The sequence below is a fragment of the Corynebacterium sp. LK2510 genome (assembly GCF_040946405.1).
Taxonomy (GTDB): Bacteria; Actinomycetota; Actinomycetes; order Mycobacteriales; family Mycobacteriaceae; genus Corynebacterium.
On sequence record NZ_JAYWLR010000001.1, the window covers coordinates 159285 to 184456 of the forward strand.

The window sequence follows — 25172 nt, forward strand, 5'->3', positions numbered from 1 at the left end:
GTGGCTCCTTCGCATCGCGGCGGGGCGCGCGGTAGGGGAATGGGTGAAAAGGCGGTACAGTACCGATCGTCGAACTGATCGCCGTGCTAATTGTCACTAATTGTCGTGGTCGATGATAGTGCCTGGGTCCGCGTCCCCTGAGCCCTTCGTGCCCTCCGCTGTCTGCGGCCCCGCTTCGAGCTCCGCGCGGCGCTGCATCTCAAGGCGCTCGTGCTCACGCTGGACCGCCGGCTTGTAGACATTCCTCGCCCGCGGATCGCGCTTCTCTCCCTGCCCGTTGCCGATCATGACCGCGATCCACGGCAGCGGCACGGAGATGACGAAGAGGATGCCGGCGAGCCACCAGTTGTCGAAGCTCCACGCGCTGACGATGGACGCGACGATAAAGGGAAGTCGCAGAAGCTGAAGGACCATGTACGTGCGCTCGCGGCTGCGCAGGTTCTGCTCTGGGCTGCGCGTCGCATCCGTGATGAGTGCGCCGCGGCGCCGGCGCAGGCGGATCCTGCGGCCTGTTGCGGTTGGGGAGGCTGCGGCATCAACGACAGCGTCGACCGTGACCGGGTCGGGGCGCGGGCCCCGACCAGCGTCCTGCCGAGCGTCCTGCCCGGCGGCACGGTCGTTGGCTGCGCTATCCATGTCGTCCGAGGGTAGACCCTCGCTGAGATGCAGGCTTAAAATTCCGCCCGAATTGGGGCATGATGGTGGGCGTGACTACGACGACGAAGACCCTTGAGCGCACTGATCTGCGGGAAGATACCTCGTCAACCACGGATGACGGGACGCCTAAGTTCTTTCACTACGTGAAGAAGGACCAGATCGTCGATTCCGCGATCTCCGGGAAGATGGTTGTCGCCCTGTGCGGGGAGACATTCCCGGTGAAGAAGCAGGCGAAGCCGGGCTCGCCCGTCTGCGCGGACTGCGAGCGCATCTTCAAGGGGCTGCGTCGTAAGTGACCCACCCGGCTACCGGGCCTTCGCTGCGCGCTTGGCAGCAGGAGGCCTTTGATTCGTTTATGGCCTCGAAGCCGCGCGATTTTCTCGCCGTGGCGACCCCGGGTGCGGGAAAGACGACGTTCGCGCTTACCTTGGCCAAAAAGCTTGTCGACGACCGCACGGTCCAACGCGTCATTGTCGTTGTGCCGACTGAGCACCTGAAGCATCAGTGGTCGGAGGCAGCGAAGCGTTTTGGTCTGTCCCTCGATCCTGCTTTTACCAACTCGTCGGCGGTCAACGCTGCCTACAACGGTGTTGTAGTGACGTACGCGCAGGTGGGAATGCACCCGTTCAAGCACCGCGCCGTGGCGACTGCTCGGCGCAGCCTGGTGATTCTGGACGAGATCCACCACGCGGGCGATGCGAAAAGCTGGGGCGACGGTGTGCGCGAGGCGTACGACGACGCCGTGCACCGCCTGGCCCTGACGGGTACGCCATTTCGCTCGGACGACTCCGCCATCCCGTTCGTCCGCTACGAAGAAGACGGCGACGGGCACCGGGTCAGCCAGTCCGATTACACCTACGGCTATTCGCACGCGCTTGCCGACGGCGTCGTGCGCCCCGTCGTCTTCCTCGCCTACTCCGGTGAGGCGCAATGGAAGGACTCGGCGGGGGAGGAGTACTCCGCGCGCCTCGGGGAGCCGCTCAACGCCGAGCAGACAGCGCGGGCCTGGAAGACCGCGCTGGATCCGAAAGGTGACTGGATCGCCGCCGTGCTCCAGGCGGCGCACACGCGCCTGCTCAAGTTGCGCGCGCACATCCCGGACGCCGGCGGGTTGGTCATCGCTACCGACAAGACGACCGCCCGGGCGTACGCGAGGATTCTGTCGAAGATGAGTACGACGCCCGTCACCGTGGTCCTGTCCGATGAGGCGGGTGCGTCCGACCGCATCGACGAATTCTCCGCCTCTACCAGCGAGTGGATGGTGGCCGTGCGCATGGTCTCCGAAGGTGTGGACGTGCCGCGCCTAGCCGTTGGCGTGTACGCCACATCGGCCTCCACACCGCTGTTCTTCGCTCAGGCCATCGGGCGTTTTGTGCGTAAGCGCCGGCCGGGGGAGTCGGCGTCCGTCTTCCTGCCCTCGGTGCCGGTGCTGTTGCGCCTGGCAGAAGAAATGGAAGTCTCGCGCGACCACGTCCTGGGCAAGCCGCACCGCGAATCCGGGTGGTCGGACGAGCTGCTCGAGCAGGCCAACCAGACGCGCAACGAACCCGACGAGACCTCCCCCTACGAGTCGATTGGCGCCTCAGCCGAGCTCGACTCACTTATCTTCGACGGCTCCACCTACGGCACTGCCACGGCCGCAGGCTCCCCGGAGGAACAGGACTTCCTTGGGCTTCCCGGGCTTCTCGACGCCGAACAGGTCCGTACCCTCCTGCGCAAGCGCCAAAGCGACCAGCTCGACGCCCGCGCCGCGGAGGAGAAGGCGCGCCAGGCGGCCGAGCGCGCCGCGCGCGAAAATGGCGCAGTCCTGGGTGCGACAGTCACGCCGCAGCCCGCGCCGGGCGGAGAATCCGGCAAGGTTGCGGTGGACGAGATTGGCGATCTGCGTCGCGAGCTCAACGCCCGCGTGGGTATCGTCGCCGGCCGGACGGGTCGGCCGCACGGCGCGATTCACACGGAGGTGCGCAAGGCGTGTGGTGGGCCCCCCACGGCCCTGTGCAATGCCGAGCAACTGCGGCAGCGTATCGCCTACCTGCGCGATTGGTAGTCTGGGGCGCCATGACGCACCCGTATGATCCCCATGGCCCTGACCGCCGCAGCCCCGACGGGTTCAACCACCCGGAGGGCTACTCCGCCTACGAGCCTGTAACTGGTGAGCGCAGCACCGATCCTGCTGGTGCACAGTTCGGCTACGCCCCGGTCGCGCCGCCACGCAACGGCGCGGCGACGGCATCGCTTGTGCTCGGCATTCTCTCGCTACTCATTGTCTTACTCGCCCCGCTCGGCGGTTTGGCGGCGCTCATCGCGATCGTCTGCGGGGTGCTGGGACTGCGCAACGCACGGCGTATCGAACATGTCGCGCCAGGAGCCGGGCGGCGCGGCAGGGCGATCACAGGTCTCGTCCTCGCCGCCGTTTCTCTGCTGATCACCTTTGCGCTTATGTCCCTGATCGGCTCCGTGCTCACCAGTGGGGTCATGGAGCAGTGCCAGCACCTGGACCATAACACCGAGGCGATGCGCGAGTGTATCGCGGACTTTGTGGTCAACGACCCCAATTCTCCGGTGCGCGCCCGCTAGGGGGTTGCGATACACCGTAACAACGACTACGGCCTCCCCGGTGAAGGGGAGGCCGTTGGTGCTGTCAGCGGAGGGGGTGTGCCCCTGACGCCTAATCCAAGTAGTCGCGCAGCACCTGGGAGCGCGAGGGGTGGCGCAGCTTCGACATGGTCTTGGACTCGATCTGGCGGATACGCTCGCGCGTGACCCCGTAGACCTGCCCGATTTCGTCGAGTGTGCGCGGCATGCCATCGGTCAGGCCGAAGCGCAGGCGCACGACGCCTGCCTCGCGCTCGGACAGCGTGTGCAGCACGTCCTGCAGCTGATCCTGCAGGAGGGTGAAGGACACTGCGTCGACGGCAACCACGGCCTCGGAATCCTCGATGAAGTCTCCGAGCTGGCTATCACCCTCGTCACCGATCGTCTGATCGAGCGAGATGGGTTCGCGGGCGTATTGCTGAATCTCGAGGACCTTCTCCTCGGTGATGTCCATCTCCTTGGCCAGCTCCTGCGGCGTCGGCTCGCGGCCGAGGTCCTGGAGCAGCTCGCGCTGGATGCGGCCGAGCTTGTTGATAACCTCCACCATGTGGACCGGGATACGGATCGTGCGGGCCTGGTCCGCCATGGCGCGGGTGATGGCCTGGCGGATCCACCAGGTGGCGTAGGTGGAGAACTTGTAGCCCTTGGAGTAGTCGAACTTCTCCACGGCGCGGATCAGACCGAGGTTGCCTTCCTGAATCAGGTCAAGGAAGGCCATGCCGCGGCCGGTGTAGCGCTTGGCCAGGGAGACCACGAGACGCAGGTTCGCCTCGAGCAGGTGGTTCTTCGCCTTGCGGCCGTCGCGGGCGACAGCGCGCAGGTCTCGCTTAACCGCCGGGGTGAGCTTCGCGTCCTTGTCGCCTTCGGCCGCGGCACGCTCCATCTCGTCGAGGCGGTGCTGGGCGTAAAGGCCGGCCTCGATGCGCTTGGCCAGGGAGACTTCCATCTCGGCGTCGAGAAGCGCGACCTTGCCGATCTGCTTGAGGTAGGCGCGCACGGAGTCTGCGGATGCCGTGAGCTGCGCGTCCTTGCGGGCCTGGCGCAGTGCGGCCGACTCTTCGATATCCCAGACCGAAGAGCCCTCGTCAGCTTCGTCGGCCTCGTCCTCGTCTTCGGCGTCGTCTTCGCCATCGATGCCGGTGTCGTCGACGTCGTCGGTGTCTGCGAGGTCAGTGTCGAAGTCGTCGCCGTCTTCGTCATCGATCAACGGATCGAAGTCATCGTCGACGTCGTCGGTGTCCGCAGAGTCGGTGTCGACGGACGTCCCAGTTGCGAGTTCGTCCTCATCGGATTCACCCTCAACGCCACCCGGGTACGCCGAAGTAGCTTTCTTGGCTGCTGACTTGCGGGCGGTCTTCTTGGCCGTTTTCTTCGCAGTCTTCTTGGCGGTCTTCTTAGCCGTTTTCTTGGCGGTCTTCTTGGTCGCCTTCTTCGTCGCGCGTGCCGCCTTCGCGGGGGCCGACGCTTCCGTCGATGCGGAGGTGCCGTCGCCTGCGGCACCGCTGGTGCCGACAGCAGTCGACAGATCCGCGGTGTTCATTCCGGAAGTCTCGCTGGTTGCCACGTACGCCCTTTCGCTTCGTCGGTCACGTCAGTTTCCGCACTCTTAAAGTATAAAGAATACGCAACAGGGGTTGCTATTTCACGACCGACATGTATTACAGATCCGGCCCCCGTCGCTGACCACCCGGATTATGTTGCGGGTGCGGAGCGGAACACCGATCTGTCCACGCGATTTGCGCAGACCATTCAACGTTCGTCGCACCACCGTACCCGAAACCCCTCCGCGCCGTTTTACGGGGTCACATGTTCTGCTGCAGCCATCGCCGCGCCGACGATCCCTGCACGGTTGCGCAACTGCGCGGGGATCACCTCCGTGGAGACGCTGAGAAGGGGTACCCACTTGTGCGCTTTGCGTGAGATCCCGCCACCGACGACGAACGCGGAGGGGTTGAAGAGTCGCTCGAACTCGTTGAGAACAGTGGAGACGCGCTTCGCCCACGCCTTGTAGCTAAGCTCCTCGCGGTCTCTGACAGCCGAGGACGCGAGATGTTCTGCTTCAGTGCCGTTGACGATGAGGTGGCCGAGTTCTGTATTGGGAAACAAGACCCCGTTAGCGAGGAAGGCGGATCCGATGCCGGTGCCGAACGTCAGGAAGATGACGCATCCCTCACGCGCCGCGGCCTCACCGTAGGCCACCTCGGCCAGGCCGGCAGCGTCGGCGTCGTTAAGCACGGCGAGCTCCCTGTCGCCGAGGCGAGAAGCGAGCACCTTGTGGACATTCGTGCCAACCCACGAGGGGTCGATGTTGGCCGCGGTGAGCGCGACCTGGTCTTTGATGACGGAGGGCAGCGTTACCCCGACAGGACCGTCCCACTCAGCGCGCTGGACGATCTCGGCGATGGTGTTTGCCACGGCGTCGGGAGTTGCCGGTTTCGGAGTGGAAATCTTGATGCGGTCTCCGACGAACTCACCGCTGGCGAGGTCGACCACGGCACCTTTGATTCCCGATCCTCCGACATCGACACCGAAGCCGTAGTGCCTGCCGGGGGCGGAGTGCATGGACGTTGTCGAGGTAGTTCCGGTGCCGTCTTCCATGGGGCTCAGCATACAAAACACCCGGAGCGCTGGCGGAGCTGCGGACGGTGGGTGGATTCGGCACTATGGGTCGCATGAATGCACACGAGACCACGTCACGTCCGTCCCCGGCTGAGCTGCGCGTTATCGCTGTCGACGTCGCCCGCGAAGCCGCGGAACTCATCGCTACCATGCGCGAGAGCCTCGGCATCGGCGGGGGCGAGGGGCACGGTGCCGCGGTGTCGACGAAGTCGAGCGCTGTCGATCCGGTGACGGAGGTGGACACGGCCGCGGAACAGTTGATTGTGAAGCGCCTGCGCGAAGTACGTCCCGAGGACGGGGTCCGCGGAGAAGAAGGTGCACGAACTGATTCAGCCACCGGTGTGCAGTGGATCATCGATCCAATCGACGGAACGGTGAATTTTTTCTACGGTATTCCCGCCTTTGCCGTCTCTCTCGGCGCGGCCGTCGATGGGGAGGTCGTGGCTGGGGCCGTCCACAACGTCGTGACGGGGGAGGTGTTCTCCGCGGCAATCGGCGAGGGCGCGACGTGCACCGTGGGCGGGTGCGCGCACGCGCTGCGCGCGTCGAACGCAGGAGAGGTGTCGCACGTCCTGCTCGCCACCGGGTTTTCCTACTCGGCGCAGTGGCGCTCCCGGCAGGCGGCCATCCTCGGAGCCGTCTTGCCGGCAGTGCGTGACATCCGTCGTGCCGGATCAGCGGCGCTCGACTTGTGCGCAGTCGCGGCAGGACGCGTCGACGCCTACTACGAGCACGGCACCCATCCGTGGGACTGGGCCGCAGGCTCCCTCATCGCTCGAGAAGCGGGCGCCATTGTGGAACACCCGGAAATCTCGGCACATGGATCGACCGGCGACGTCGTGTACGCGGCGGCCCCGGGTGTCGCCGAAACGTTGAAGGAAACGCTTCGCGCGGCGGGGGCTCTCGAACCGCTTGCGCACACTGGCGATTCTGGGGCGTAAAACCGGTCGGTTTGGCTCCAAAAACATTGGGTGTAGGGCGGATATGACAGTCATAACTAGATGCTTTATGATTCCGCAGAACAGCGTAAAAAAGGGCCGATGTTCGCTGGGAGCGAGGCGGCCACGACTGAGCGTGAACTGCTCAAAGGAGAGTCAAGATGGCCACCGATTACGATGCCCCGCGCCGCCGTATGGAGGATGAGATTGAAACCGACTCCCTCGAAGGCCTGAAGGCTGCAGAGGTTGCCGGAAGCAGCATGGATGACGACGGTGAAATCGTCGACTCTTTCGATATCCCCACCCAGGACCTCTCCGGAGAGGAGCTCAACGTCACCGTGGTGCCTCGCCAGGACGACGAGTTCACCTGCGCGTTCTGCTTCCTGGTCCAGAAAAACAACCGGCTCGCGTTCACCGAGTCCGATGGCTCAAAGGTGTGCCTCGACTGCGAATAGTTCTCCGCAGCGCACAGCAACGCCGCCGCACTCCTTATGGGGGTACGGCGGCGTTGGCGTGAGGCGAAATGTTCACCTAGTTGCGTTGATGAGGAACAAAAGCCGTGAGCAGCGCCTCCGGGTCGCGTGACGCGATGAGCCAGTAGGGCGTCGGATCCTCCGGATCGTCGAGAACAATGAGCGCGTGCTCTTTAACCCAGCCATGCGATACCAAGAAAGCGGCGGGATCCAGCTGGCGGCCGAGGGCATTGCGGCGGGCTGATGCAGGAACTGCGAGTGAGCGGGAGACGACCTCGGCGGGGAGGGAGGCGTCGTCGACAAGCAACCAGCGCGAGCCGTCCGCATGCTTTTCGACGACAACCTCCGTCCGTGACAGCCACATCAGAAACCACCCGGCTATCGCGCCAAGCGCTATCAGCGGGACGATGAACCACCACACGTTCCGGTTGAGGGCGAACTGTGCCGCCAGCAACACCACGAGGCCCGCGCCAGCGAGCCACATGTACCACGGGGCCCACTGTCGCTCACGGTAGAGAATCTGTGGTGCATGCCCCTGCGTGTTTTCCACTCTTGTCCCTCCTTGAGTTTTCCCTCACTCTAGTTCAGCAATGGGGGTCAGCCTCAAAGCAGATAGGGGCGCAGCGCATCTTCCGGGCGTGCCCTGCGCGAGGTGGAGGCATAAGCTGCCACGCGTAGGGTAGACGGCGTGAGTACAACCGACACGTCACAAGAATCCTCCACCGCTGGCTCCGCGCCGCGTTCTCGGTATTCCCCGATCCCGGTCAAGCGCCTCGACCCTGACCTGGAGATGCCGCGTCGCGCGCACGCGGGCGATGCCGGAGCGGACTTGTTCTCCACTGAGGACGTTCTTCTCGGCCCCGGTGAGCGCGCCCTCGTAGGCACGGGCATCGCACTTGCGTTGCCCCTCGGGACTGTGGGGTTGATCCACCCGCGCTCCGGCCTCGCAGCCAAGCACGGGCTTACCGTCGTCAACGCTCCGGGCACGGTGGACGCGCAGTACCGTGGCGAGGTGAAGGTCTGCTTGCTCAACACGGACCGCGACAACGCCTTCCAGGTCACACGCGGGATGCGCATCGCGCAGCTCGTCATCCAGGAGGTGGAATTGGTCGATTTCGCCGAAGTCGCCGAACTGGACACCACCGAACGCGGCAAGGGGGGCCACGGATCGACGGGCACCCACTAACGCCCTCCGGTGCGGCTCCGCTGACCAACTCCGCGCCAGGGCTAAGCACCGCATTAGAGTCGGGTCTATTGCACCCGCGACAACGACAACAACCGCGACGAAAGGTGATTCACCATGGCCATGTGGCCGTTTGGAAAGAACAAGAAGAACGAGCGTCCCGCCGAGGCTGCGGACACCGCTCCGGCCGCCGCTCCGGCAGCGCAGGGGGAACAGGCGTCTGCCGCCAACTCCGCGAATGAGACCGACCCCGGCACCGAGGCTGTGCGGGCGGACTCCGTGCACGGCGATGCTTCCCCCGTGGTCATCGCGCACGACGCAGTTAACGGTCAAACGGGTCCGTTCGATGGTGATTCCGTCACGATTGGCGATTTCGACTTCTCCGATTTCTCCCAGGTCACCTTGGACCTGAAGTCTGTGCGCATTCCGTTGCCGAAGCAGTCCCAGGTCCAGGTTGAGATGGGCGACACCGGCCCGAAGATGATCCACATCGTCACGCGCCACGGCCGCGCCACCCCAGTCGCGTTCGCCGCGCCCCGTACCGGTGGACTCTGGGAAAGCTCCTCCGAAGAGATCGCCGAAGGCATGCGCGCCGAGGGCATGCCCGTGACCTTCGAAACCGGCCCGTGGGGCCGCGAGGTCGTGGGCACGGGCACCAACGGCACCATTCGCATCATCGGCGTTGAAGGCCCGCGCTGGCTCTACCGCCTCACTCTTGCGGCACCAGCCGGCCAGGAAGATGAGCTGACTGCGCTGGGCCGCGACATCGTCGCGCGCTCGTTCGTCTACCGCGGCACCGACCCGATTCTTGCGGGCAACTCTCTTCCCGTAGTCCTGCCGAACCAGCTCGCCGCCCAGGTGCAGCAAGCGGTTGCGCAGCGCGACGCGCAGCAACGCGCCCAGCAGCAACAGGCTCAGCAAAGCGCTCAGCAGCCTCCAGCCCAGGCTGACCCGAACGCGTTGAGCAACGGCGTGCAAAACCTCGTCAACGACAACAACAACCCGAAGCCGCAGCAGTAGTGGCCGAACGCATCGACGACACGAAAGGCCCCGCGCCAATGACCTCACCTTCTACCGCAGGAGCCGGCCTCGTTCTCGAGGACCTGGAAATCACGGCGATGGCGCACGGGGGCGAGGGCATCGGACGCAGCGCCGACGGCCGCGTCGTCTTCGTCGCCGGAACCGTCCCGGGCGACACAGTGACCGCGCAGGTAACCAAGTCCAAGAAGCGCTGGGCGCGTGCTGAACTCATGGAGGTCACCGCTGCTTCCGACATGCGCGTTGATCCTGCCTGTCCCGCCGCCGCCATGGGCGCAGGATGCTGCGACTATTCGCACATTGCGCCCGCGGCGCAGCTCGGACTCAAACTCGACGTCTTGCGCGGTCAACTCACGTCACTGGCTCGCAATTCGGCGGCCCTCGAGGGCTTTGATCTCGACACCTCGCTTTCTGCCCACCAGCTCGAGCCGGTGCGTGGGTGGCGCACGCGTGTGCGCCTCGGAGTCGACGCAGCGGGGCGCGCCGGGCTGCGTCAGGCGCGATCCAACGAGGTAGTGCATGAGGTGACCTGTACCCAGGCGGCGCCGGGGCTTCTCGCAGGCCTCGTGGGAGAAGGTGCGCGCACCTTCACTCCTGGCGCGGAAGTCGTTGCAGTGCTCGATTCCACTGGTACGCGCCATGTCGTGGAGACCACTCGGGCGCAGCGCGGCCGTCGCGTCGAACGCATTGACACCGTCATCGATGGCTCCGGCACGGTGACCGAACAGGTCGGCGAGTACACCTTCAGCTTCCCGTCAACGGCGTTTTGGCAGGCTCACGTTGCCGCGCCCGAGCGCTATGCCGCCATTGTCGCGGAGTGGGGAGCAGGCTCGTACGCCCGCAAAGTGGGGTGGGATCTCTACGGAGGAGTCGGCGTGTTCGCGCCGTACATTGCACGCGCCATTGGCGGTGGCCGCGTTGAGTCAGTGGACTATTCCCCGGCAGCATCGGCATCGACGGCCGAGCTGGACGGTGTGGACATGGTCAAGCACAATCGGAAGGTCGAGGCTGGCTTCGCTGATCTCGAGCAACCCGGGCTCGTCGTCTTGGATCCGCCCCGTTCCGGCGCGGGCGCTGAGGTCATCGGCGCTGTGGTCAACGCCGCGCCGGAGCGAATTATCCACGTCGGCTGCGACCCAGCTACCTTCGCGCGGGACCTCGGTCTCTGGGGTGAGGGGGGATACAAGGTCGCACGCATGGAGCTTATCGACGCCTTCCCAGGCACCCACCACTTCGAAACCATTGCGCTGCTTGAACCCGCGGTGACCGCGGCCGCACAATAAAGAACGTAGCTGATTGGTTCTTGCGCCATTCGCGTGGAGTGTAAGATTACTGGGAAGAATCGCGGGGATTTTCCCGGCCCGGACCGACTCGGGTACCGATCGTTAAAGGAGTATTGATCTAGCTGTGGGACTGCTCAACACGATTGCGTCGCCGGCGGACCTGAAGGGGCTCTCACTCGATGAGCTGACTGCTTTAGCGGACGAGATTCGCGTCCTGCTCATTGAGAAAGTCTCCGCGACGGGTGGTCATCTCGGTCCCAACCTCGGCGTGGTTGAGCTGACAATTGCCTTGCATTCGGTATTTTCCTCGCCGGATGAACCCATTCTTTTCGATACCTCGCACCAGTCCTACGTGCATAAGATCCTGACTGGGCGCGCGGAGAAGTTCGATACCCTGCGTCAGAAGGGTGGCCTGTCGGGCTATACATCTCGCGGGGAGAGCGAGCACGACTGGACGGAATCCTCCCACGCATCGGCGGCGCTGTCCTATGCGGACGGGTTGTCGAAGGCCAAGCGTTTGGCAGGGCGCGGCCACGAAAATGTCGTCGCCGTAGTAGGTGACGGGGCGCTTACCGGCGGCATGTGTTGGGAGGCGTTGAACAACATCGCTGATGGTGACCGGAACGTGGTTATCGTCGTTAACGACAACGGCCGGTCCTACTCACCGACCATCGGTGGTTTTGCCAACAATCTCACCCACCTGCGCAGCCAGTTGGCCGCGATTCGAATTCAGCCCGGTTACGACGAGGTCATGGAGTCCGGCAAGCGCACTCTGAAATCCATGGGGTGGGTCGGGGAGCGCACGTTCGAGGCACTCCACGCTCTCAAAGAAGGCGTCAAAGCCCAGGTCGTGCCCACCGAAATGTTCCCGGACCTCGGTATGAAGTACGTCGGCCCGATCGAGGGACACGACCTCAAGGCCTTGACGCAAGCTTTTGAGTACGCTCGCCGCTTCGATGGCCCGATTGTGCTCCACGTGGTTACGGAGAAGGGCCACGGTTTCGCTCCGGCAGTGAACAATATCGCCGATCAGATGCACTCGACCGGGGTTATCGATCCGGTTACAGGTGAGGCGTTGACTGCCGCCGCGCCAGGTTTGACCTCAATCTTTTCTGAAGAGCTGCTTCTCGCGGCGCACGAGCGTGATGACATCGTGGCGCTGACCGCCGCGATGGCCGGGCCGACGGGGCTGACACCATTCGCCGAGAAGTTTCCGGAGCGCTTTTTCGACGTCGGGATTGCGGAACAGCACGCGATTACATCGGCAGCTGGAATGGCGCTTGGCGGGCTGCACCCCGTCGTGGCGGTCTATTCGACGTTCCTCAACCGCGCGTTCGACCAGGTCCTGATGGATGTCGCGCTTATTGACCAGCCTGTCACGATCGTGCTCGACCGCGCCGGTGTTACCGGCAATGATGGGCCGAGCCACAACGGCGTATGGGACATGGCGCTCACCTCGGTCATCCCGGGCATCCGCATCGCCGCGCCTCGCGATGCTGAGAGTTTGCGCGAACAGTTCCGCGAGGCCATCGCGGTCGAGACCGGCCCTACTGTGGTGCGTTTCCCGAAGGGGGACGTCGGAGAGGCCGTCCCGGCACTCGAGCGGCTCTCCGGCGGATCCGATGTGCTCTACCGTCCGGGCAGCGAAGTATCCGAGGACGAGTTCAGCGTTCTTCTCGTCGCTGTTGGGTCCCTCGCTGAGCAGGCAATCGAGGTCGCCCACGCGGTTGAGAACGACGGCATCAAGGTCACCGTGATCGACCCTCGCTGGGTCATCCCGATCAAGCCTGAGCTTATCGACGCCGCCGTGGACGCAGACCTCGTCGTCGTGTACGAAGACGGCGTCATTCGTGGTGGTGTCGGCTCCGCGTTCGCAGAAGCGCTATCCGCCGCGGAGGTCGACACTCCGGTGCGTCACCTCGCGTTTCCGGACATTTTCCCCGAACACGCTAGCCGTTCCGAGCTGCTTGCTGACCACGGGCTTGACTCCGCTTCAGCGGCAGAATCACTGCGTGGCTGGGTGGAGACGATCGCTACGCAGTAGCAGGGACGTTTAGCGCTGCGGCGATCAGCGGCGCCGTGATCTCCACCTGCCAGGGACGAGCACCGTGGCCAGCCAGCTCGAGGGCAATGGAGTGTGTATCGGGGGTGCAAGGCAAACGTGTCGCCGCCCACACAGTTTCCCGTAGGACCGACGCAGCGAGCACCGTTTCCGGCTGAATGTTGAGTTGCGTCGCTGCAGCGTGCACCGCATCGCGTGCGCGGATGAGGGCAGCCCACGCCTGCGGGTCCTTGTGCTCCCACATCTTCTTCGGCGGCGCACCCGTCGTGCGCGGGGCACGGGTTGGCCACGTACTCGGAGACTCGTCAAGAGCACGCCGCACCACCGCTGACCACTTTTCCGCGGCCCCGCGGCGCTTCCGGGGAAAACCTGAGATGGAGGCCGCGGCAGCCGACGACGTCGGCTGGGCGCGTGCGATGGAGATGAGCACCCGGTTCGGCAGGATGGAACCAGGTGCCGTGTCCGAGCGGCGCGCGCGTTCGTCGCGCTCGGTCCACACGGCCCTGGCCACCTGCAGTTCCTGTGGGCGAGTCAGTGCCGAGACGCCCTTCGACTCGCGCCACGTCCGGCGCGCGGCGCGCGACCAATCGCTGGAGCTGCGCACTAGGTGGGCGAATTCCTGCTCTGCGATCTCCAGTTTGCCCGCGGCGTCGAGGTACTCTGCCAGCCCTTCGGCGAGGGCGAAAAGATACAGGACATCCTCGGCCGCGTAGGTGCGCCACGACGGTGGTAGGGGAATGGCCGACCAGTCTTCCTTGCCGTGGCCTTTGGCCAGAGTCACGCCAGTGAAGAATTCGACCATCGCTGCGAGGTTGGGACGGTCGAAACCGGCCAGGCGAGAAGCAAGTTCGGTGTCGAAGAGGACACCCGGGTAAAGCCCGAGTGCAGCCAGGCTAGGCAGGTCTTCTCCTGCAGCGTGGAGGATCCACTCTTGCCCGTTGAGGACGGGGGCGAGGATGCGTTCGACGTCGTCGCGGTGCCCCTCGGGCGCAATGAGAAAGGTGCCTGAACCGCGGCGGTGCACCTGGATAAGGAACGCGCGGTCGTCGTAGCGGTAGGCAGACGCGCGTTCTGTGTCGAGCGCGAAGGGGCCACGGCCGCGGAGTAACCTCGCGGCTACTTGCTCAAAGGCGGCAGGTGAATCCGCGACGTCGTACGGAGGGTGGGTGGCCACGGTCTAGCGGGCGCGCAGCTCGGTGACATTCTCAGGCGGCAACCCGGCGACAAGGGCTAAGACTCGCGCGAAAGCCTCCACGTGGGTGGACAAATCGATTCCGTCAGCGGTCCAGGAGGCGCGCATCTCTAGCTGGTAGGCGCGCGGGGGGCCGCCAATTTCCCCAAACCGAACGGACGCAGTGGACGTGACCGTGCCGCCAAGGTTGGTGTGGCCCGCACCCGTTTCCGTGAGGGATTCGTTCAGCCACTGCCAAGCGACGTCGGGAAGCAATGGGTCTGAGGCGACTGCATCGTCCATATCTGCTTGGATGTAGGCGACCAAGCGCATGGAGCCCTCCCAGGACTCTTCCGCGTCGGGAGAGTGCAGGAGGATGAGACGTCCAAATGCGTCGCCTTCAGAGTCTACCGGCACCTGAGATTCGTCGAGAGAGCGGGTCACTTCCAGGCCCACGGCGTGGCTGAACGGAGCTGGGCGCTGGGGCGGGCGAATCTCCCCGAGAGTGATCTCAGGACGCAACCGTGCTGCGTGCATGGACTCCGCGGCCGCGGTGAACTCCGTCGGCGTACCGGTCGAGTCCCCGTGGGACGCCGCGATGCCGGACAAGTGGGAGGAGGTGTCGGAATTCGTCACGACGAACAAACTATCTTTCCTGCGGTCCACATAGGGGGAGGCGCGCCGGAGACCCAGGTGGTGTGACTAGACTGAGCGGCGTCACCGAACTCGTACTTTAGTTGGATCGGCCCGCCGACGCGGGTGAGAAAGGAGACGGTCGTATGACCGACGGGAGCAACATCAACTTCGAGGAACTCAACAAGGTGCAGCGCTACACCCAGTGGGTGACTTTCCGCGCTATCCCAGGGGCGCTCGGCTCGGAGCGCGGTGAGATTATCGCTGAAGCGCAGGAGTTCTTCGCAAGGTTGGAGGCAGCGGGCGAGGTCACGGTGCGCGGCATTTACGACGTCACTGGCACCCGCAAAGAATCCGACATGATGATCTGGTGGCATGCCGAAAACTTCGAGCAGATCCAGAAGGCTCTCGCCGATTTCCGCCGCACCACCTCCCTCGGACAGCGTCTCGAGCTTGGATGGATCGGCAATGGCCTGCACCGCCCGGCTGAGTTCAATAAGGCGCATCTGCCCGCTTTCATCATGGGTGAACCTCCGCAGGAGTGGATTACCGTCTACCCGTTCGTGCGTTCCTACGACTGGTACGTCATGGAACCGGAAAAGCGCGCCCGCATCCTTGCGGAACACGGCCGCGCCGCGGTAAACCACGCCGACGTTCGTGCCAACACCGTGGCGTCGTTCGCGCTCGGCGATTACGAGTGGATGCTCGCGTTTGAAGCCTCCGACCTGGCTCGCATTGAGGACCTGATGCACAAGATGCGCTACACCGAGGCGCGCTTGCATGTGCGTGAGGAGCTGCCGTTCCAGACCGGCCGCCGCGTAGCTGACATCGGCGAGGTCGTTGAGATCCTGCCGTAGCGGAAACTTCCGGGGAAATGACCGGTCGAGTGCGCCTAGCGGCCCTCGACCGGTTTTTCTTCGAGCGTGAGGGAGATGGAGTTGATGCAGTAGCGCAGGTCGGTCGGTGTGTTGTAGCCTTCGCCGGCGAAGACGTGGCCGAGGTGGGAGTGGCAGGTGGCGCAGAGCACCTCAGTGCGCACCATTCCGAGCGAACGATCCTCCCGCTCGATGACGGAATCACCCGCCAGCGGGGTGAAAAACGACGGCCAGCCGCAGTGTGAATCGAACTTCTCGGTTGAGCGAAACAGCTCAGCGTTACACGCGCGACAGCGGTAGACGCCTTCGGTTTTCGTTGTGACGTACTCACCGATGCCCGGTCGTTCAGTCCCGGCCTCGCGCAGGACGTGGTATTCCTCGGGGCTAAGTTTCTCGCGCCACTGATCTTCCGTCCAACCGGTGTAATTGATGTCCGTCATGAACCGCTCCCTTACGTGTTGTCGAATCCGCTGTAGGTGCATTGAATGCGAAGATCCCCGCCCACGTTGCGACCGAGATGAGGAAAACTGCCCAGCCCGCGGTGGGGAGAAAGGTCCCAATCCAGCTGCTCGCGCTGCCGAATGCCGGGTTATTCCACGTCAACGGAACTAGGCACAGCAGTATTCCCAGCCACGTCGTGGGCAGGTGGAGGGGACTGTTGCGCCCAGCGGCGGTGGCGATGGCAGGAAACAGCATCAGCGAGTAGTAGGCCTGGCCCAACGAGGACAACAAACAGACGCCCGCGATCAGCACGCCTGCGCTCGTGCACGCCCAGAGCCAACTATCGCTGTAGCGAAAGCGCGCCAACCCGATGACCGCGACGGCCACTGAGGCCGCGAAAACGATGAAGAACACCGCGTGGATCGCGGCCGGCATACCGAAATACACGGCGAAACCGGCAAGCGACGAGTTTGCGTAGTCGCGTGTCTGGGCCAGGTACGGCACGAGTCTGTCCGTGTACTCCGCGACTCCAGGAGTGATCGGCCAAGCGAGCAGGTTCATGGCGGCGGGTACGGCAACGGCGGCCACTGCGGCGCGCAACTGCAATCGCATCAGCGGCAAGACAATCAGCGGCGCGAACATCGGCTTGATCAGAATCGCAACCCCGAGCAGAAGACCGGCCGGCCACTGGCGTGAGTCAACGAGGGCAACCAGAAAAGCGACGAGGACAAGCAGGAGCACGCCGTTGATGTTGGAGAACACCAACGTGTTGGTCACCGCCTCGGTGAGAAACGCGGCTGCCAGGGAGACGGGAAAGAGCGGATGCGACAGCGAAAACCCGCTGCGGCGCACCAGCCAGGCGACGGCGACGATAATCGCCACCGCGTTGAGGAGGACAAACCCGGGGCGGGCGGCCTCTGCACTGGGCAGCAACCCGAGCGGTGAAAGGAGCAGTGTCGCGCCCGGGCTGTACAAATAATGGGGGTCGACGTACTCGTAGACCTCGTTGTACACCGGCACACGCTCGACGAATCTCCGAGCCGCGGACCACACGGTGGTGAAGTCGTCGGTGACGGAACCCGCCCACGCGAGGACGAGGAGCCGGTGGACTATCGCCAGGATGGCAAACGGCCACGCCGCGGCGTTTACGGCACGCAATAGGCGCTCGTCGCGCGGCGCCGCGGGTGGGGCAGAGCAGGTCCATACCTGGCTGAGTCGGGTTGTATTCACGCCCCATACCGTACCGAGAAGGTCGGCTGGTTTAGGGACGTGCCCGGCGGTAGCGGCAGAACAACATGGACTCGGCGTCTGATTCCACAGCTTCGAGCTGGAAGCGGTGCAGAAACGGTCTGTCACCCTCGAAGTTGAGGCCGCCGTGGCCGTCGGCGTCGCTGACCGAGGGGTCAATCGTCAGGTGGAGCACATCCACGAGGTCAGCTTGGAGTAGGGAGCTATACAGGCTGGGGCCGCCCTCGCAACTGATGTGTGCGTAGCCGTGCTCGTGGAGGGCATTGAGGATCTCTTCGGCTGAGCCTCTGCCGGTGGAGATCAACTGCGCGCCGGCATTGATGAGTGTTGCGCGGCGCGGGGCGAGGGAGGCGTCGTAAAGCGAGGCTTCGGGACAAAGCACGAGGACGTGACCGTGGAACAGCTCGCTACCCGCATCGACATCGAGGGACGTAGAGACGATCGACATCGGGGTGTCCGAGTAGCCGTAGTTCTCTGCGCGCACTGTGCCGGCGGCGACGAGCACACAGTCGGACCACGCGCGCAGGCCAGCCAGTAGCGCGGCGTCGTTGGTGTTGCCGAGGGGGCCGGAGGTGCCGCCCCGGGTAAAGGATCCGAGCAGCGTAGTGGCCATGACCGCGCGCAATTCGTGGGTGTCAGAAGAAGTGCCGATGATGTGCGAGACGTCCATGCGCAAAGACTACAGCCCCGCGCCGGTGGTCCCGGGCGGGGCTGCTACGTCTAAATGGAGCGGATGACGAGACTCGAACTCGCGACCCTCACCTTGGCAAGGTGATGCGCTTCCAACTGCGCTACATCCGCATTATTCGGTTTGAGAGGAGTGACCCTCTGTGCGCGATACTGGGATTGAACCAGTGACCTCTTCCGTGTCAGGGAAGCGCTCTCCCGCTGAGCTAATCGCGCAGGAAGCCTGATGGCTTGGAGGTGGATACGGGAATCGAACCCGTGTACACGGTTTTGCAGACCGTTGCCTAACCACTCGACCAATCCACCGTGGAGTTACCTCCAAAGTACCCGGCTAAGCCGGAATGTACTTGGAGCGGATGACGAGACTCGAACTCGCGACCCTCACCTTGGCAAGGTGATGCGCTACCAACTGCGCTACATCCGCATTCACTATTTGGTTGAAGAGGGTGAACCCTCTGTGCGCGATACTGGGATTGAATCAGTGACCTCTTCCGTGTCAGGGAAGCGCTCTCCCGCTGAGCTAAACGCGCCTAATCAAGTTCTCGAGGAACTTGGAGCGGATGACGAGACTCGAACTCGCGACCCTCACCTTGGCAAGGTGATGCGCTACCAACTGCGCTACATCCGCACACGCAACTTGATGTCGCCGTTGCCGGTCTGGCATCTCTGTGTTACGCGAGAGTAAACATTATCCGCACGGCGCTTAATGGCCAAATCGAAAGGTCAACCGCCGTTTCGCGTCGCCCTTCTTTATGGCGGGCGCCGGATACTTTGCGCTGTGCGGGCCTAGGTGGGGTCTCGAGGTGGATCGGCAAGCGCCTTGGCGGACGCTTTCGCTGGGAGCTTCGCGGCGCATCTGGTGGAACGCGCTTGAAGTGGTCGATCACCAGCGGATTCGTCGCTAGCCTTTGTGGCGGTGTAGAGTTTTCTCGCAGCACAAGGTCCTATGGCTCAGTGGAAGAGCGTTCCGTTCACACCGGAAAGGTCGCTGGTTCGATCCCAGCTAGGACCACATCAACAAATCGCCCCGGGGTATTCACCCGAGGCGATTTTTCGTGTGAACCGGGCCGGGGGTAAGACACAAAAGGGGACGTGGACCTTCTGCACCTTAACCCACAGGGGGTCCTGACCCGGTGTGAGGAATGTAACCCCAGCGGGGGCTTGGGGAACTCGATAGCGTGGTTAACCGACTATTAACTTGTCTGACAATGAACAGTCCAGTAGGACAAACGTCCACGCTAAGGAGTGATTCGGTGACCATGCCACCGCACCTGTCCACCCCACTCACGTTCGCGGCCACGGCCGCTGTGTCTGCGCTTTTGGTCGTGGGGACCGGGGTGCCGCAGGCTCTCGCCCACGACGCCGTCGTCGATGCTCGGCCAGCAGAAGGGGAGGTGGTGCAGGAGTTTCCCTCCACCATCGCGTTGACGTTTTCCGGCGAGGTCCAAGACGGATTCAACACGTTCGCCGTAAGTAGCGCCGACTCCGGTGAAGTTGTGTACTCGGGTGAGCCGTACCTTGACGGCCGCGACGTCATTCTTGACGTGCCCGACGACCTCGAGCCAGCACCGGGTGCCTACCAAGTTGGATTCCAGATCATCTCCTCGGATGGGCACGCAACCAAGGGTGTGACCTCGTTTAGTTTCCAGCCCGCTGAGTCCACCGCCCAAGAATCTGCGGTGGCCCCGACGGCGAGCGAACCTGCCAGCCCTGCCGTGCCCGCTGAGTCCACCGACAACACAAACGCTTCCCCGTCGACGTGGGTGACGTGGCTTTCAGTCGGCGCGGGTGTCGTGATTGTGGCCGCTGCGGCGATTGCGGCACTGGGCAAGCGTGGCCGCAACGCAGGCCCTGCGGAACCGGCGGGCTCGTCGGAGCAGGTGCGCCGCTAGCGGTCCGCTGCTCGCCAACACACCATGCCAACCACACCTCAGGAAGGACGAAACCACGATGCGTAACTTTCCTCTCTTCGCCGCCGTTGTCGCGGCAAGCATCGGCATTTCTGCGTGCACTGCGCCGAGCTCTGAGACTTCTACGGTCTCCTCGGCTTCCACGTCGTCAGAGACTGCACCTTCACCATCAGTGACAAGCGACGCTGTTGCCCCTGCGGCAACGCAGGGCGCCGGCGACGTGGTGCTTGACAATGCAACCGTGCGGGCGAAGACAGACCCGTCCATGACGATGACGGCCATCTTCGGCACACTGCGCAACACCTCGGACAGGACGATCACCATCACGGGCTTTACCACGTCCCTGGGTGAGGCCCGCTACGAGCTGCACGAAACTGTCGACGGCACCATGCGTCCGGTAGAGACAGGATTCGAGATTCCCGCGGGCGGGACGCGTGAGCTGGGCCCCGGTGGGGACCACATGATGATCCTTGACTACGCCCCGGAGATTCCCGCCGGTGACACAGTCGACATCACGTTGGACACGGCAGACGGCGCCGAGATCAGCATCCCTGGTGTGGCAGTGCGCACGATGATCCCGGGCCACGAGGACTACGCCGACCACGCCGACCATGCAGACCGCGAACAGCAGTAGGGTGCAAAAGATGGACCCGGCACCGGGCAGGAGAGCGACGCCATGGCAGTGACACGGCGGGCGTTTATCGCCGGTACCTCAGTCGCGTCCGCGGCAGCGCTTGCCGCGTGCGCGGAAGACAGAGCAAGCACCTCGGGCGAAGCAAGCGGGGGAGAAGGCACCAGCTCGGCCACCAACGCCGAACCACTCACCGATGCCGTTGTCGAGTTCGATGGCGAACACCAGGCGGGAGTGGACACCCCAACCCAGGCGAGCATCAACCTTGTGGGGTTCGATCTTAAGGAGGGCGTCGACAAGCGAGCGGTCGTGCGGTTGATGCGTGTGTGGACAGAAGATGCCCGCGCCCTGTGTTCGGGCCGCGCTCCGCTGGGCGGGCTCGAACCCGAGATGAGCGAGTGGCCTGCGAACCTGACCATCACGGTTGGGTTCGGCGAACGCATCTTCGACATCGCCGCGCCCGGGGCGAAACCTGCGTGGCTCCACGACATCCCGGCGTTGACGCGCGACGAGCTTCGCCCCGAGTGGTCCCAGACGGATCTTGTCTTGCAGATCTGCTCCGACGATCCCGTCATGTGCGCCTGGGCGATGCGCCACATGACGCGCAGCGGGATGGACTACGCGCGCACAATGTGGGTGCAGCAGGGGTTCATGAACGCCTTCGGCGCGATCCCGAAAGGCCGCACTCCACGCAACCTCTTCGGCCAGGTCGACGGAACAGTCAATCCACGCAGCGCCGACGAGTACGCCGAGCAGGTGTGGATCGACGAACCTGCGGGGATGGCCGGCAGCACCTCCATGGTGGTGCGGCGCATCGCCATGAACCTCGATACGTGGGAGCTGCTCGATCGACCGTCGCGGGAGCAGGCCATCGGGCGCTCGCTTGTCGACGGCGCCCCGCTCACCGGCGGCGACGAGTTCACCGCCCCCGACATGGACGCCACCGACGACTACGGCCTGCCGGTCATCGACCGGGGCTCCCACATGGCCCGCGCCATGCCACCCGCGGACCACCCGGAGCAGCGCTTCAAAAGGCGCCCCTACAACTACAACCTGCCTCCCGAGCCGGGGTCGGAACACCTCAGCAACGCCGGCCTCATTTTCATCGCTTACCAGCGAAACCCAGACATCCAATTCACCCCGGTGCTCCAGCGCCTGGACGCTTCCGATCGCCTCAACGCGTGGATAACCCATATCGGCTCCGCCGTGTACTGGGTGCCACCCGGGACCCGCGATCCAGCATCGGCGGGACGGGACGGAGACTCCTATTGGGGCGAGACGGTCCTGAACTCGCAGCCGGGGTAAACTCACCGCGTGTATCTGACCCGACATGCCGGGGCGGGTGCCGTAGGAATCCACGACAACACAGGTGTGCGGCCAGGTATGTCGAACACCGTAAGCGCAAAGGAGCGCACCATTATGGCCGACGCAACCGACAACATTGACGCCAACGCCCAGCCTGCCCACACTTTCGAGCCGTTTGAGGTTCCGGCGGGAACAGCCGTCGGGGTGGCGATGCGCGAGCTCGAGCTTCCGAACAAGGGCCCGGACGCGGTTGTCGTCGTGCAAGACGCCGACGGAAACCTGAAGGACCTGTCCTACGTCCCGGATGAGGCGGCAACGTTCATGCCGGTGGCCGCGTCCACCGAGCTCGGGCGCTCCGTTATCCGCCACTCCTGCGCCCACGTTCTCGCGCAGGCCGTCCAGGCGGAGTTCCCCGGCACGAAGCTGGGCATCGGCCCGGCGATCAACGACGGCTTTTACTACGACTTCGACGTCGCTGAGCCGTTTACGCCGGATGCGTTGAAGGCCATCGAGCGCCGAATGAAGAAGATCATCAAGCAGGGCCAGAAGTTCGCCCGCGGCGTCTACGACTCAGCCGACGCTGCCGCGGAGTCGCTCAAAGATGAGCCGTACAAGCTTGAACTCGTCCACGACAAAGGCAACGTCGACCCGAACTCCGACGAGGCGGCCGAGGTCGGCGCAGGAGAGCTGACGTACTACAACAACCTCAACCCGCGCACCGGCGAGGTCGAGTGGGGCGATCTGTGCCGCGGCCCGCACGTGCCCACCACCAAGTACATCCCTGCGTTTGCGCTGACGCGCTCCTCGGCTGCCTACTGGCGCGGCGACCAGAACAACGCTGGCCTGCAGCGCATCTACGGTACCGCGTGGGAGTCCACGGAGAAGCTCGACGAGTACCTGACCATGTTGGCCGAGGCAGAAAAGCGCGACCACCGTCGCCTCGGCAACGAGATGGACCTGTTCTCCTTCCCGGACGAGGTCGGCTCTGGTCTGCCGGTGTTCCACCCGGACGGCGGCATCGTGCGCATGGCCATGGAAGACCACTCCCGCCAGCGCCACATCCAGGCGGGCTACTCGTTTGTCAACACCCCGCACGTGACCAAGGGTGAGCTGTTCCAGAAGTCCGGGCACCTCGACTGGTACGCCGACGGCATGTTCCCGCCGATGAAGCTCGACGGTGAGACCGACGACCAGGGCACCGTGACCAAGCAGGCGGTTGACTACTACGTCAAGCCGATGAACTGCCCGATGCACAACCTCATCTTCGACTCGCGCGGGCGCTCGTACCGCGAGCTTCCTCTTCGCCTGTTCGAGTTCGGCACCGTATACCGCTACGAGAAGTCGGGCGTGGTGCACGGACTGACCCGCGCCCGTGGTTTCACGCAGGACGACGCCCACATCTACTGCACCGAAGACCAGCTCGAGGACGAGCTGACCAGCGTCCTCGAGTTCATCATCTCGCTGCTGCAGGACTACGGCCTCGACGACTTCTATCTGGAGCTCTCCACGAAGGACCCGGAGAAGTACATCGGCGACGACGATATCTGGGAGCGTTCGACGTCGATCTTGCAGTCGGTTGCGGAAAAGTCCGGTCTGGAACTCGTCCCGGATCCCGCGGGTGCGGCGTTCTACGGCCCGAAGATCTCCGTCCAGGCGCGCGACGCGATCGGCCGCACCTGGCAGATGTCCACCGTGCAGCTCGACTTCAACCTGCCGGAGCGTTTCGACCTGCAGTACACCGCCTCGGACGGCACCAAGCAGCGCCCGGTCATGATCCACCGCGCCCTGTTCGGCTCCATCGAGCGCTTCTTCGGCGTGCTCCTCGAGCACTACGCGGGCGCATTCCCGGCATGGCTTGCTCCGCGCCAGGTTGTCGGCATCCCGGTCGCGGATGACTTCGCGCCGCACTTGGCGGATGTCGTCGCAAAGCTCAAGGCTCGCGGGCTGCGTGCCGAGGTCGACTACTCCGACGACAGGATGCAGAAGAAGATCCGCACCCACACCACCGGCAAAGTCCCGTTCATGCTGCTTGCAGGAGCGCGGGATGTGGAAGCTGGCGCAGTGAGCTTCCGCTTCTTGGACGGCACCCAGATCAACGGCGTGCCTGTTGACGAAGCAGTGGAGATCATCTCCGCGTGGGTTGATGACAAGCGCAACGACCAGCCGAGCGAGGAAGCTATTGCTGCCCGGCGGGCGTAGCGGGGAAGAAGGCGCCTCGATGTACGTGGACACCGGTGCGGGTGAGCCCGACCGCCTCGAGCGGTTGTGGGCGCCCTACCGGCTGAGCTACGTCTCTGCGGCGGCGTCGACAAGTGATGGACGTGATGGGCGCGGCGATCCGTTCGTCGCGGCGGCTCAGATGAGTGACGAAGACGGGCTCGTTATCGCACGTGGCGAGACGGTCTACGCTCTGCTCAACCTGTACCCATACAACGCGGGACACCTCATGGTTGTGCCGTACCGCAAGGTCGCGAACCTGGAGGATCTCACCGACGCGGAGACGGCGGAGCTGATGTCTTTTGCCAAACTCGCCGTGCGCACCCTCAAGCACGTGTCGCGTCCTGAGGCGATCAACGTCGGTCTTAACCTGGGCAAGGCGTCGGGTGGATCGGTCGGCGATCACCTCCACCTCCACGTCGTGCCACGCTGGGCGGGGGATGCGAACTTCATGACGGTGATCGGTGGGACCAAGGTCTTGCCTCAGCTGCTTAAGCAGACCCGCGAGGTGCTTGCCGAAGGCTGGAAGGACGTCGCTTCCGCCCGCCGGGAAGGGGGAGACGATGCTTAGCGTCCACGGGCGCAAGCCCGCCGCGGTCGTCGTTGAACCGGTTGCGCGAGCCCTGCTCAAGGTCGGGCTGACCCCGAATGCGACGACGGTGTGCGGCACCGCGGCGACAGTGGCCGCGGCCGTGCTGCTCATCCCGCAGGACCACCTGGTGTGGGCGGCTGTCCTCTCGCTCGTCCTGGCCGCATTCGACATGATCGACGGAACAATGGCGCGGCTGCGGGGAGGCGGTACCGCGTTCGGTGCGACTCTCGATGCGAGCTGTGACCGAATTACGGACGGCGCCCTGTTTGGGGCGATGGTTGTGTGGCTCGTCTACGTCGATAATGCTTCCGTCGTAACGGTGGTGGCCGCACTGATCGTCCTTGTGCTGTCGCAGGTGACCAGCTACGTCAAGGCGCGTGGTGAGGCCGGTGGCATCCGCATCGTTGGTGGCCTTGTGGAGCGCCCGGAGCGTCTCATCATCGCGCTCGTCGGACTGGCACTCGAGGGTATGGGCGTCGCATTCGCCATCGAGGTTGCGCTCTGGATCCTTGTCGCCGGTTCCACCGTGACGGTGGCGCAGCGCCTGCTCGCCGCCGCCCGGGATCCGCGCGCCACGGCTCCCGTCGCCGCGCCCGAGGGATCGGGGTAGTTAG

Annotated in this window: 25 protein-coding genes and 7 tRNA genes; 17 read left to right on the forward strand and 15 right to left on the reverse strand. The window is 64.3% G+C overall.

The genetic code is table 11. From position 1 onward, the window contains the following. Positions 1 to 96: 96 nt before the first annotated feature. Positions 97 to 636 carry a DUF3099 domain-containing protein gene (locus tag VVR41_RS00725; protein WP_368523192.1) on the reverse strand — a complete coding sequence of 180 codons (540 nt, stop codon included), beginning with the start codon at positions 634 to 636 and terminating at the stop codon, positions 97 to 99. 62 nt (positions 637 to 698) lie between these two features. Here VVR41_RS00725 and VVR41_RS00730 point away from each other — a divergent pair, with 62 nt between their 5' ends. The 3 genes from VVR41_RS00730 to VVR41_RS00740 are packed head-to-tail and all read left to right on the forward strand — an operon-like array spanning position 699 to position 3234. After that, positions 699 to 953, forward strand: a complete 255-nt coding sequence (locus tag VVR41_RS00730; RefSeq protein WP_321103252.1) for a DUF3039 domain-containing protein — start codon at positions 699 to 701, stop codon at positions 951 to 953. Positions 954 to 1012: 59 nt separating this feature from the next. Next, positions 1013 to 2704, forward strand: a complete 1692-nt coding sequence (locus VVR41_RS00735) for a DEAD/DEAH box helicase (protein ID WP_409338255.1) — start codon at positions 1013 to 1015, stop codon at positions 2702 to 2704. A gap of 11 nt (positions 2705 to 2715) precedes the next feature. Next, a complete protein-coding gene (locus tag VVR41_RS00740; protein WP_368523194.1) occupies positions 2716 to 3234 on the forward strand; it encodes a DUF4190 domain-containing protein in 519 nt (172 codons plus the stop codon). A gap of 91 nt (positions 3235 to 3325) precedes the next feature. On the opposite strand, the gene VVR41_RS00745 is transcribed toward VVR41_RS00740, so the two are convergent. Both VVR41_RS00745 and ppgK read right to left on the reverse strand, forming a co-directional pair. Next, entirely contained in the window at positions 3326 to 4792 is a 1467-nt protein-coding gene (locus tag VVR41_RS00745; RefSeq protein WP_368523195.1) for an RNA polymerase sigma factor, read from the reverse strand. A gap of 254 nt (positions 4793 to 5046) precedes the next feature. Beyond that, the gene (gene ppgK, locus VVR41_RS00750) at positions 5047 to 5814 is read right to left on the reverse strand and encodes a polyphosphate--glucose phosphotransferase (RefSeq protein WP_368523337.1); all 768 of its coding nucleotides are present in this window, start codon (positions 5812 to 5814) and stop codon (positions 5047 to 5049) included. A 110-nt stretch (positions 5815 to 5924) separates the two neighbouring features. Between ppgK and VVR41_RS00755 the strand changes: the two genes are divergently transcribed. Beyond that, on the forward strand, positions 5925 to 6812 hold the full coding sequence (locus VVR41_RS00755; RefSeq protein ID WP_368523196.1) for an inositol monophosphatase family protein: 888 nt from the start codon (positions 5925 to 5927) through the stop codon (positions 6810 to 6812). Between the two features lie 158 nt (positions 6813 to 6970). After that, positions 6971 to 7264, forward strand: coding sequence for a DUF4193 domain-containing protein (locus tag VVR41_RS00760; RefSeq protein WP_321103187.1), 294 nt, complete (start codon positions 6971 to 6973; stop codon positions 7262 to 7264). Between the two features lie 76 nt (positions 7265 to 7340). Here the strand turns inward: VVR41_RS00760 and VVR41_RS00765 are convergent, their stop codons facing one another. Continuing rightward, on the reverse strand, positions 7341 to 7766 hold the full coding sequence (locus tag VVR41_RS00765) for a DUF3093 domain-containing protein (RefSeq protein ID WP_409338256.1): 426 nt from the start codon (positions 7764 to 7766) through the stop codon (positions 7341 to 7343). A gap of 273 nt (positions 7767 to 8039) precedes the next feature. Here VVR41_RS00765 and dut point away from each other — a divergent pair, with 273 nt between their 5' ends. The 4 genes from dut to dxs all read left to right on the forward strand — a co-directional run bounded on the left by dut (position 8040) and on the right by dxs (position 12830). Beyond that, positions 8040 to 8468 carry a dUTP diphosphatase gene (gene dut, locus VVR41_RS00770; RefSeq protein ID WP_368523338.1) on the forward strand — a complete coding sequence of 143 codons (429 nt, stop codon included), beginning with the start codon at positions 8040 to 8042 and terminating at the stop codon, positions 8466 to 8468. A gap of 114 nt (positions 8469 to 8582) precedes the next feature. Then, on the forward strand, positions 8583 to 9485 hold the full coding sequence (locus tag VVR41_RS00775) for a DUF3710 domain-containing protein (protein ID WP_368523197.1): 903 nt from the start codon (positions 8583 to 8585) through the stop codon (positions 9483 to 9485). A 38-nt stretch (positions 9486 to 9523) separates the two neighbouring features. Continuing rightward, complete coding sequence (locus VVR41_RS00780) at positions 9524 to 10786, forward strand: class I SAM-dependent RNA methyltransferase (RefSeq protein ID WP_368523198.1); 1263 nt, start codon at positions 9524 to 9526, stop codon at positions 10784 to 10786. Positions 10787 to 10910: 124 nt separating this feature from the next. Then, entirely contained in the window at positions 10911 to 12830 is a 1920-nt protein-coding gene (dxs, locus tag VVR41_RS00785; RefSeq protein WP_368523199.1) for a 1-deoxy-D-xylulose-5-phosphate synthase, read from the forward strand. On the opposite strand, the gene VVR41_RS00790 is transcribed toward dxs, so the two are convergent. Then, a complete protein-coding gene (locus VVR41_RS00790) occupies positions 12820 to 14022 on the reverse strand; it encodes an HRDC domain-containing protein (RefSeq protein WP_368523200.1) in 1203 nt (400 codons plus the stop codon). The genes dxs and VVR41_RS00790 overlap by 11 nt on opposite strands. A gap of 3 nt (positions 14023 to 14025) precedes the next feature. Further along, positions 14026 to 14628 carry a DUF3000 domain-containing protein gene (locus VVR41_RS00795; protein WP_409338257.1) on the reverse strand — a complete coding sequence of 201 codons (603 nt, stop codon included), beginning with the start codon at positions 14626 to 14628 and terminating at the stop codon, positions 14026 to 14028. 170 nt (positions 14629 to 14798) lie between these two features. Between VVR41_RS00795 and hemQ the strand changes: the two genes are divergently transcribed. Further along, entirely contained in the window at positions 14799 to 15509 is a 711-nt protein-coding gene (gene hemQ, locus VVR41_RS00800) for a hydrogen peroxide-dependent heme synthase (RefSeq protein WP_368523201.1), read from the forward strand. A 35-nt stretch (positions 15510 to 15544) separates the two neighbouring features. Here the strand turns inward: hemQ and msrB are convergent, their stop codons facing one another. The 9 genes from msrB to VVR41_RS00845 all read right to left on the reverse strand — a co-directional run bounded on the left by msrB (position 15545) and on the right by VVR41_RS00845 (position 18531). Beyond that, the gene (gene msrB, locus VVR41_RS00805; RefSeq protein ID WP_321103547.1) at positions 15545 to 15967 is read right to left on the reverse strand and encodes a peptide-methionine (R)-S-oxide reductase MsrB; all 423 of its coding nucleotides are present in this window, start codon (positions 15965 to 15967) and stop codon (positions 15545 to 15547) included. Then, the gene (locus VVR41_RS00810) at positions 15912 to 17198 is read right to left on the reverse strand and encodes a glycosyltransferase family 87 protein (protein WP_368523202.1); all 1287 of its coding nucleotides are present in this window, start codon (positions 17196 to 17198) and stop codon (positions 15912 to 15914) included. Before VVR41_RS00810 ends, msrB begins: the two co-directional genes overlap by 56 nt. Positions 17199 to 17229: 31 nt before the next feature. Then, the gene (locus VVR41_RS00815) at positions 17230 to 17886 is read right to left on the reverse strand and encodes a dihydrofolate reductase family protein (RefSeq protein WP_368523203.1); all 657 of its coding nucleotides are present in this window, start codon (positions 17884 to 17886) and stop codon (positions 17230 to 17232) included. Positions 17887 to 17941: 55 nt separating this feature from the next. Beyond that, positions 17942 to 18017, reverse strand: a tRNA-Gly gene (locus VVR41_RS00820). Between the two features lie 30 nt (positions 18018 to 18047). Further along, positions 18048 to 18119, reverse strand: a tRNA-Val gene (locus VVR41_RS00825). A gap of 16 nt (positions 18120 to 18135) precedes the next feature. Then, positions 18136 to 18209, reverse strand: a tRNA-Cys gene (locus VVR41_RS00830). Positions 18210 to 18251: 42 nt separating this feature from the next. Continuing rightward, a tRNA-Gly gene (locus VVR41_RS00835) sits at positions 18252 to 18327 on the reverse strand. A gap of 34 nt (positions 18328 to 18361) precedes the next feature. Continuing rightward, a tRNA-Val gene (locus VVR41_RS00840) sits at positions 18362 to 18433 on the reverse strand. Positions 18434 to 18455: 22 nt separating this feature from the next. Continuing rightward, positions 18456 to 18531: transfer RNA gene (locus VVR41_RS00845), tRNA-Gly, on the reverse strand. Positions 18532 to 18843: 312 nt separating this feature from the next. Here VVR41_RS00845 and VVR41_RS00850 point away from each other — a divergent pair. From VVR41_RS00850 to pgsA, 7 genes are all read left to right on the forward strand, one after another. After that, positions 18844 to 18915 (forward strand) — tRNA-Val (locus VVR41_RS00850). Between the two features lie 247 nt (positions 18916 to 19162). Next, entirely contained in the window at positions 19163 to 19795 is a 633-nt protein-coding gene (locus VVR41_RS00855) for a copper resistance protein CopC (protein ID WP_368523339.1), read from the forward strand. 58 nt (positions 19796 to 19853) lie between these two features. Then, positions 19854 to 20447 (forward strand): copper chaperone PCu(A)C, encoded by a 594-nt coding sequence (locus tag VVR41_RS00860; RefSeq protein WP_368523204.1) that lies wholly within the window; start codon positions 19854 to 19856, stop codon positions 20445 to 20447. A 42-nt stretch (positions 20448 to 20489) separates the two neighbouring features. Further along, the gene (locus tag VVR41_RS00865; protein ID WP_368523205.1) at positions 20490 to 21749 is read left to right on the forward strand and encodes a Dyp-type peroxidase; all 1260 of its coding nucleotides are present in this window, start codon (positions 20490 to 20492) and stop codon (positions 21747 to 21749) included. A gap of 114 nt (positions 21750 to 21863) precedes the next feature. After that, positions 21864 to 23948 (forward strand): threonine--tRNA ligase, encoded by a 2085-nt coding sequence (gene thrS / locus VVR41_RS00870; protein ID WP_368523206.1) that lies wholly within the window; start codon positions 21864 to 21866, stop codon positions 23946 to 23948. Between the two features lie 19 nt (positions 23949 to 23967). After that, positions 23968 to 24537, forward strand: coding sequence for an HIT domain-containing protein (locus tag VVR41_RS00875; protein WP_321102809.1), 570 nt, complete (start codon positions 23968 to 23970; stop codon positions 24535 to 24537). Next, complete coding sequence (pgsA, locus tag VVR41_RS00880) at positions 24530 to 25168, forward strand: phosphatidylinositol phosphate synthase (RefSeq protein WP_368523207.1); 639 nt, start codon at positions 24530 to 24532, stop codon at positions 25166 to 25168. Before VVR41_RS00875 ends, pgsA begins: the two co-directional genes overlap by 8 nt. Positions 25169 to 25172 lie beyond the last annotated feature (4 nt).